Raw genomic sequence first — 8,779 nt, 5'->3', positions numbered from 1 at the left:
AAGTGTTTTTTTAACCATTTTCTAAGACTCACTATTTTCTCCTTAAATGATGAACTACAATTTCCGGTGGGCAATTCCAGCGCAAGGGAATTCCAGAAGCGCCACAACCCAAAGATGTATAACCCTGCATCTTTCTATATTGCCAGCGTCCACGATTGTATTTACGCGCTGAGCGGCTGTTAGAGATCACTGGGATACCACCAGGCAGACACAATTGTCCTCCGTGAGTATGACCACAAAGATAAAGATCATAGCCATATAATGCAGCTTCTTTTATGTACTCCGGACTATGGATCAAAAGCAATTTATATCCTGCTTCTGCAATTGCATCTCTTTGCTCGAATAATCTGCCGGTGCGATAAAAGTGCACATCATCAAGTCCGGTTAGTAATATTTTATCATCTCCACGCTTAAGTTCCATTGATTCATTCAGCAGGAATTTCAAACCTAAACCAGCTACATTATCCAGGGTATAATCCAGATAATCATGATTGCCCAAAATGCCGAGTGCTGGATATTCAGCCTGATTTGCTGCTTCAATAATCGGCTGTAATAACTTGTCTATCCGTTCATTTGAGCAATGAATATTAAATCGAAAATCACCAGTTAAGACGCAAAGCTCAAAATCTACCTGCTGCAAAAGAGCAGGAATGATATCAGAAAGTTCCGGCAAAGCATCAATATGAATATCACTTATCTGCAATATCCTGAAGCCATCAAAACTTTCAGGCAGATTGGCAAAACTCCAGCTTTCATGGCGTATTCTTAATTGTAGAGCATTTTCATGCCACTCATCATAAATTCCGCTTATATAAAGCAGATCCTTAAAAAAATCGTATATGAAGGGAATATTTTCCACATAAAGCGTTTTATTTTTAAGATCGATCACCCCTGATCCACATCTCTTTTCTTTTTCAAGCCGTTCACTTCTCACTCTTCACTCCTCACTTATTACCTGTATTTAATCATATCCAGAAAACTCTCTATTCGTAATCGACTTCTGGCTTCCAGTTTCCCCGGCTGATCACCTTCCAGGGTTAAAACAGGAATATCAAGATATTTACGGATCAGGATATTATCTATCTGCCTGTGACAGAAGCTCTGGGTATAACTGATAACTCCATCCAGATTCCGGCGTTTTATCTCTGTCTGGATATCTTTCAGCCGTTCATTAACTGAATAAGGATAAGTATAATACCAGTATTGATCGATAATATCCTCTTTTAGATATGGCATGGCAAATTGTCTTTGAATTTCGTTATAAACTACCCCTGCACCTTCACTTTCCAGATATTCGTAGAGGTCATCAAAAATAGGGGGGACACCCAGAAATCCTAATCTCAGTTTATCAGTTTGTTCTTTTCTCTGCTTTGCCTCGATCATAAAGAAATCCAACTCAGTTTCAAATTTATGATGATCTCCACCAAAATCACTGGCATTCACCAGCCAGAGATGATTTTCTTGTCCACTCACTTTTCCGGTCTGCCAGGTAAGATCATCAAGTTCCACAAGCTTTTTTCTAATTCTGTCTAATTCCCGTTTGACTTTCATTGTATCGCTGCGGCTTACGCCAAAATATTCTTCCAGTAATTCAATTTCTCTTGCCAGCTTCAATTTATCATGATCAAAGGGAAAAGAAAAGTATAATATCTTCTGCCCCTGATCTTTAAGGGTCATCAACAGAGAATGTGTGTTTGAGCAATCTCCCTGGATAATACCCATCACATAATCAAAATCTGCTCCACTGGCAACACTGTAGATACCTTTTATCCAACTGCAGATATTGCGGGGATAACCCATCTTTTCTGCTTTCTGCACCAACTGCGTGTTTTTGCCTGTGATGAAAATATTATTAAGATCTATCACCTGATGTCCTGCAGCGAGGATTGGTTCTATGGGAAAGCTGGTTGTGAAGCCTATTTTCATCAGATTTTCCTTATTCACATTTCTCCAGATATTCTATTTCTTTCTCTTCTATTTTCACCAGCAGATTTTTTCTGTCCAGTATTAACTTATCGTGTTCTGTCTTAAGTTCCAGAAATCTCTGTTTATCATTATAGACTTCTTTTGTGCCATAGGTTTCCTCCAGCACTTCTATTTTAGTATCCAGCTCCGCTAATTTTAATTGTAATTCTTCCAGTTCAGCCAAAATACGTTCAAGTATCTGCGGATTGATCTTTTTCTCCCTTGCAGGTCTATTATCAATCGTATCCTTTTTCCGGCTGGAGAGGAACATCTCATGCGTGAAAACCTCTTCAATTTCCTGATTCATCTCCTTGATAATTTTATCTTTGAAAAGCCAGATCTTATTTGCCACTCTCTGGATAAAATAACTGTCATGCGAGACAAAGATCACTGTTCCCTGATAGTGCTGCAAAGCCTTTTCCAGCTCCTCTATTGTATTGATATCCAGATGATTGGTTGGCTCATCCAGGATCAGAAAGTTCGGCTGCTGCCAGATCAGTTTTGCCAGATAAAGCCTGGCTTTTTCTCCGCCGCTCAATACCTGAACAGATTTCAGCACTTCATCCCCATTAAAGGAAAATCTTGCCAGCCAGCTAAGAACTTCTCCCCGTTCCGCTCCCGGCATCAGAGCCTGTAAAGTGTCAAACACATTTAAGCCTTCATCAAGCTCCGTGCGCATCTGATCATAATAACCAATATTCAGGCTGGCACCTATCTTTGCTATTCCTGAAAGTGGCTCCAGCTCTCCAGTTATGCACCGGAGAAGAGTTGTCTTTCCACTGCCATTTTCACCCACCAGGGCAATTCTATTGCGATAATGTACATACAGATTTAAAGGGTCAGTGAGTGCATTACCCGGATAGCCCAGTACTGCATTCTCAAAGATGAACACGTCATTTCCGCTTCGGGTAGAGCTTTTAAAAGATAGATTGATCCGTTTCTGGTGATCAGGTTTGGAGATCACTTCCATCCGGTTAAGCATCTTTTGCCGACTCTTTGCCTGATTTACTTTTTGACCTGCCATATTTCTGGCGATAAAGTCTTCCGTTTCCTTGATAAATTTCTGCTGTCTTTGATATTCACGATGCTGGGTAAGTTCGCGATTTGCCCTGTCAGCTTCCCAGGTGGAATAGTTTCCATGCGTTAAATATATCCGCATATTACGCAATTCGGCAATTTTACTCACGGTTTTATCCAGAAAATGACGATCATGAGAGATGATCAGATAGGGTTTATCCTGCTTGACAAGATAATTCTCCAGCCAGTAGATCATCGTGAAATCCAGATGATTTGTAGGCTCATCCAGCAGCATGATATCCTTTTCTGCCAGCAGGATACGGGCGAACTGAATACGCGTTTTTTCCCCTCCGCTGAAATCTGCGATTTTTCTATCCCACATATCAAGCTCAAGATTAAATCCTGCCAGAATTATCTTCATCTCAGAGGCGTAATGATAACCACCCATTTGAAAATATTGTTCTTCCAGCACCTCCAGCTTCTTCAGATTTGTTTCACTGCTGTCTGTTGCAACCGCTTTACGGGCAGCTTCCAGTTCCAGGCCTGTCCGGTTTATTTTCTCATTTGCTGAGCTTACGCATTCATATAAAGTCAGATTTTCATCCAGTTCCACTTCCTGACTCAGATAAGCGATTTTCAGTTTCTTTGCCTGCTGTACTACTCCTTTGTGAGGGACAATTTTTCTGCCAAGAATATTGAACAAAGTGGTTTTACCACTGCCATTAGGACCTACTAGTCCTATCCGGCTGTTATGCTCCAGTGAAAATGATATATCCTTGAAGATATCTCTATCTGCAAAATTATGACTCACCTCGCTGATACTTATTAAACTCATTTTTCCTGGTTTACTCCCGTGTATTTCGCCCTTTCTTATCAGAGATTTACAAAAACATACGCATCCCCTTTATTTGTCAATTCACAATTCAACGCTTCATATTGTCCATATTGTCCATACAGTCCATAATGTCCATAAATCACAATTCGATATTATCAAAAAAAAGAATATATAATCTGCCTGAAAAATAACATTTCCCCAGACATTTTCAGTCTTCTAAGTGTATAACAGGTGGAACAACAAAGCACAATATAACATAAAAATGTCAGTACGTGCTTTGTTGTTCCACTTTAAGCCTACATTGGGTATTATAAGAATAATAAATAAATGTAAAGTAATGATTAAACTAATTATAATAGAACAGATTGGTAAAATTAGAACAAAAATAGTGTTCTAATCTGTGAAAATGCTATTGATCAGATGATATGTATGGATAATATATTAATTGAAATAAAGTAATCAATTCGATTGAAACCTGTAGAGAGGAAAGAGTCAATCTCTTATATGTTTTATCTATCAGTATCTGACGTCAGATAATATACAAATATGATCCCGCTGGAGGGGAAGAGCCAGTGAGGGGAAGAGAGCGATGTTGAGGTGGGAGTCTGCACAAGTTGGGGGAATTTATTTTTACCTGCCAGGATGGGGATGATATTTTCCATATGCAGGTCAGGTGGGTAGGTGAACTCAAGATCAAGTTTGTGGGTGATGCCCGTGATATAAACTGTGAGCTGGTGGAAGCTGCGTGGATACCAGGTGAGGGTTTTAATCTCAAAAGTGACTTCCTGATCGATGAGTTCCTTAAGTTTCTCATGGTAACAGGTGATCTCCAGGCAGTTATTAACGATCCGGGCTGATGAATACAGCTCAATATCATTGATCCGTGCTGAAGAGAGCTGGAAGGAATCTGGCGAGAGGGCAAGGCTTTCATCCAGCAGCCAGCGGTATTCCACATCAGGCTCCAGGAAGTATTTATTGAGATTATCTTCATTATTGGCACAGGCAATGCGGAAGGAATCGGCACTGAGAATTTTGCGAAAAGAGAGTGAGGTGCGGGTGAGCCAGTAATTCTGCTTTGCGGGGTCATCAGAGATGCTGAAATCAATGGAATGCTGGAAATCATGACGGAAATGAACATTATTATCCTGATCGCTGAAGATGTTTTTGAGGATGTCCTGATAAACGAAATCTGCAATCTGTGAGCCCTGCATCCGCTGTTGCATGGCTGCTTCAATAATGCGGTTCAATTTATCATCATTATAATCTGAAGAAACGAATTCGCGTCGAAGTAACGGGGCGGTAGAGATGAGCTTATCATTTTCATAGAAAAAGCGAGGTGCACGTCTGCCGGTTTGACAGAGTAATTCATAGGGACTTCCCTTATATAAAGCGGATACGTCTTCTACACGCAGATGTGGGTCAGATCCCAGCAGGGTAATCTCATCTCCTGCTTTGGCATTTAAAGCTGAAGAGATATCTACAGCTATCATATCCATAGATACTTTGCCGATCACGGGCAGGATAGCATCTTTATGGAGCACCTTGCCACGATTGGAAAGCAGATAGTCATATCCATCCGCATAACCTACAGGGATAATGGCATATTTGAGGTCATGCTCGCATTTATAAGTGAGGTTATAGCCGATATAATCGCCTTTCCGGGCGGTTTTAATCTGCGAAATCCTGCTTTTGAACTTAAGTACGGGCTGCAGATCGATAATATCTCTTTGGGAATTATCAGTATAAAATCCATAAGTGAGAGCTCCGAAGCGGACAAGATTACCGGGGCATTCAGAGATATTCAAGATGGCACTGCTATTGGCGGAATGGATAAATTCCGGTAATCCAGATAGTGAATCAAGGAATTTTTGGAATTGTCTGATCTGATATTGCGAATATTCATTATCATTTTCTGCTGCTGCAAAGTGGGTGAATATACCCTGGATATTTATATTGGGCAGAGATTTACATAGTTTATACAGGCCGGCAGCTTGAGAAAGCTCAGCACCACTACGTCCCATGCCGGTATCAATATTGAGATGAACGGGATAATTTTTAGAAGCCAGTTCATTATAGGCTAAGGCAAATTTAGGATCAGAGATCGTGGGCATCAGATAATTTTCCAGGATAAAAGGGATTTCTGACAGCAATGAGGGAGATAAAATGAGGATATCAGCCTTGATACCATAATATCTGAGCAGAGCACCTTCATCTGCATTGGCAACGCCCAGAAAGTCTGCTCCGCAATCCAGGGCAGTTCTGGCTATTTCCAGAGCGCCATGACCATAGGCATCAGCTTTTATGATCTGCATGATCTTTGTTTGAGGTGAAATTCTTTCAGCGAGTGCCTTGAAATTATGCTGGAAGGCAGAAAGATCGATTTCTACCCAGGAGCGGAAATCGTGAGTCGTTAGTCGTGAGTCGTTGGTTGAATTCATAATATTTAGAAGAATTTGGCGGCGATATTTGCCAGCAGGGAGCGTTCACCTTTGAGCAGGGTAACATGTCCGACGATTTTTTCGTTTTTAAGTTTTTCGCAGGCTATGCTTAAGCCGTTTGAGCCACTGTCAAGGTAGGGAATATCTATCTGATAAGGATCACCTGTGATAACCACTTTTGTGCCTTCTCCAGCACGTGTAATAATGGTTTTCATTTCATGAGGAGTAAGGTTTTGCGCTTCATCAATGATGATAAATTGATTAGGCAGGCTGCGTCCGCGAATATAGGTGAGAGGTTCCAGCTCAATAAAGCCGAAATCCAGGTAATCATTGAGAGAAGGCTTCTTTTTACCAAAGATGCGGCCATTGGATTTGGATTCCTCTTCAGATTTTGTAGTGAGTAATATTTCCATATTATCATATATGGGCTGCATCCAGGGATTAAATTTTTCTGCTTTAGTGCCGGGCAGATAGCCGAGGTCTTTTCCTAAAGGGAATACCGGTCTGGATACCACCAGACGGGTATAAAGGTCTTTTTCAACCACCTGGTTAAGTCCAGCTGCCAGGGCAATAAGAGTTTTTCCTGTGCCGGCTTTTCCGATCAGACTCACCAGTTTGATATCGGGGTCAAGCAGCAGATCAAAAGCCATTGCCTGCTCAGGATTACGAGCAGTGATACCGAATAGCTCCTGATCCTGATAAAAAGCGAGTGGGTAAAAAGAATCAGTATCGCAATTATAACGGGCTATTTCGATAATATCCGGCTGGTCTTCTGGATGATGAACTAATTTCAGGAATTGATTGGGGAAAAAATGACCGTATTCATTTTTAAGGACTTTCTTAGTGCGGAAGGTTTCTATCAGCTCAAGATCACACTCCAGCACTGAGAAGCCTTCATATAATTCATTGAAATCTATCTTTTCAGTTTCATAATTTTCTGCTTTTAAGCCCACGGCATCAGCTTTGATGCGGACATTGGCATCTTTGGAGACGAGAATTACAGGAGTATCCGGATTCTCTTTATGAAGGAAAAGTGCAGTGCCGATGATGAGATTATCATTATTATCCGTGATCAGGATCTCTTTGGCAGTTTCTGAAATATAACGGCTGAGCACTACGCGGATAGTACCACCATTTTCAGTTTTAACACCATCCTGAAGGCTGCCGGAATTACGCAGATCATCAAGCAGTCTGCCGATTTGTCGGGCGTTTCTGCCCTTCTCATCCAGACCTCTTTTGAAATTATCTATTTCCTCTATTACTGTGATGGGGACAACTATATCATTATCCTCAAAGGCAAAGAGTGCATCCGGATTATGGATGAGAACATTGGTGTCGAGAACATAAATTTTCTTCATTGAGTACTCCTGAGAAAATATTAATATAACAGGTTTTTTTGTCAATTTAAGACTTCTATTGATAGAACACCATCCTACGCACAAGGCTACGGCACGGCAGGCAGATTGGGCGGATTACGCGGATTTACACTGATAAATGTAATGTAAGATATTTCACCACAGAGTTCACAGAGGAATGTAATGTAAGATTTTCTTAACCACGAAAACCGCGAATTGACACGAAAGAATGTAGTGTAAGAATAATTGGCCACGGATAACACGGATTTTGCACGGATAATGTAATGTAAGAATTATTAAGCAACGAACAAGACTAACAAAACGAACTGAAGAAGTATAATATTAAAATTGCAGGTATTGCATTAAAAGCTCTTCTTGTTCGCGTTTGTTCGCGGCTTAAAAAGACTAAGCATAAGACTTCTGAACCGTACTCGGGATAGGAGTTCTTATACATCTGCTGAATGTAATGTAAGATATTTTTTAACTACGAAAGCCAAGAATTGGCACGAAAAGATGTAATGTAAGAATCTGAACTACGGACTGCTCTGACGACACGGAAACAAATGTAGTGTGATGAATGGTGATACGGTCGGTTCTCAGTCCGATAAGCTTAGATAGTTGACTGATTTTTGTGTTTAATTTACATTACTGATTGTTTGATTTGTTAGAGTTTAATTCCCTGATTCATATTATAGTCAAGTAAAATTCAATAATAATTAAGATAGAAAGTGAGATTTATATTTTTGAACAATAATTTAAATGCATAAGTTGATATTATTAATAATAGGACAACCACCTTGACATAAGTGTAAGAACTCACAACTATTACAAGAAGCATCAATGTTTTTATGAAGACTTCTAATTTTAACAAAATTATCATCACATTGCCAGATTTCTTGGATAGATTTTTTCATTAGATTCGCTCCATTAAAATCGTTAATCATAAAAGAGCAAGGGTACATTTTTAAATCTTCTGATATAAATGCTGAAAATCTACCTGACTCACATGATTCTATATAATATTCAGGTACATTCAAATATTTAACTATTCCCGATACAGAGCAACTATCAAAACCTATCTTACATTTAAATTTTTTAACTTCTAGCAGATGGAAAAAATTACTTAAATATGGACTTCTATTTAACAATAAGTTATTATCAGGATAATC

At 39.8% G+C, this 8,779-nt stretch carries 6 protein-coding genes; all 6 read right to left on the bottom strand.

What is annotated here, in order from left to right:
* Positions 1 to 31: 31 nt before the first annotated feature.
* Entirely contained in the window at positions 32 to 934 is a 903-nt protein-coding gene (locus RAO94_05615; protein MDP8321807.1) for a metallophosphoesterase, read from the bottom strand.
* Between the two features lie 17 nt (positions 935 to 951).
* On the bottom strand, positions 952 to 1,926 hold the full coding sequence (locus RAO94_05610; protein ID MDP8321806.1) for a 2-hydroxyacyl-CoA dehydratase: 975 nt from the start codon (positions 1,924 to 1,926) through the stop codon (positions 952 to 954).
* Positions 1,927 to 1,936: 10 nt separating this feature from the next.
* Entirely contained in the window at positions 1,937 to 3,817 is a 1,881-nt protein-coding gene (locus RAO94_05605; protein ID MDP8321805.1) for an ABC-F family ATP-binding cassette domain-containing protein, read from the bottom strand.
* A 509-nt stretch (positions 3,818 to 4,326) separates the two neighbouring features.
* A complete protein-coding gene (gene alr / locus RAO94_05600) occupies positions 4,327 to 6,255 on the bottom strand; it encodes an alanine racemase (protein ID MDP8321804.1) in 1,929 nt (642 codons plus the stop codon).
* 5 nt (positions 6,256 to 6,260) lie between these two features.
* Complete coding sequence (locus tag RAO94_05595) at positions 6,261 to 7,613, bottom strand: PhoH family protein (protein MDP8321803.1); 1,353 nt, start codon at positions 7,611 to 7,613, stop codon at positions 6,261 to 6,263.
* A gap of 752 nt (positions 7,614 to 8,365) precedes the next feature.
* The coding region (locus RAO94_05590) for an SPASM domain-containing protein (protein ID MDP8321802.1) at positions 8,366 to 8,779 on the bottom strand (414 nt) is incomplete at its 5' end.

The organism is Candidatus Stygibacter australis (assembly GCA_030765845.1).
Classification (GTDB): Bacteria; Cloacimonadota; Cloacimonadia; order Cloacimonadales; family TCS61; genus Stygibacter; species Stygibacter australis.
Note: the sequence above shows the minus strand (reverse complement) of the source record. Positions and strands in the feature narration are given on the sequence as shown.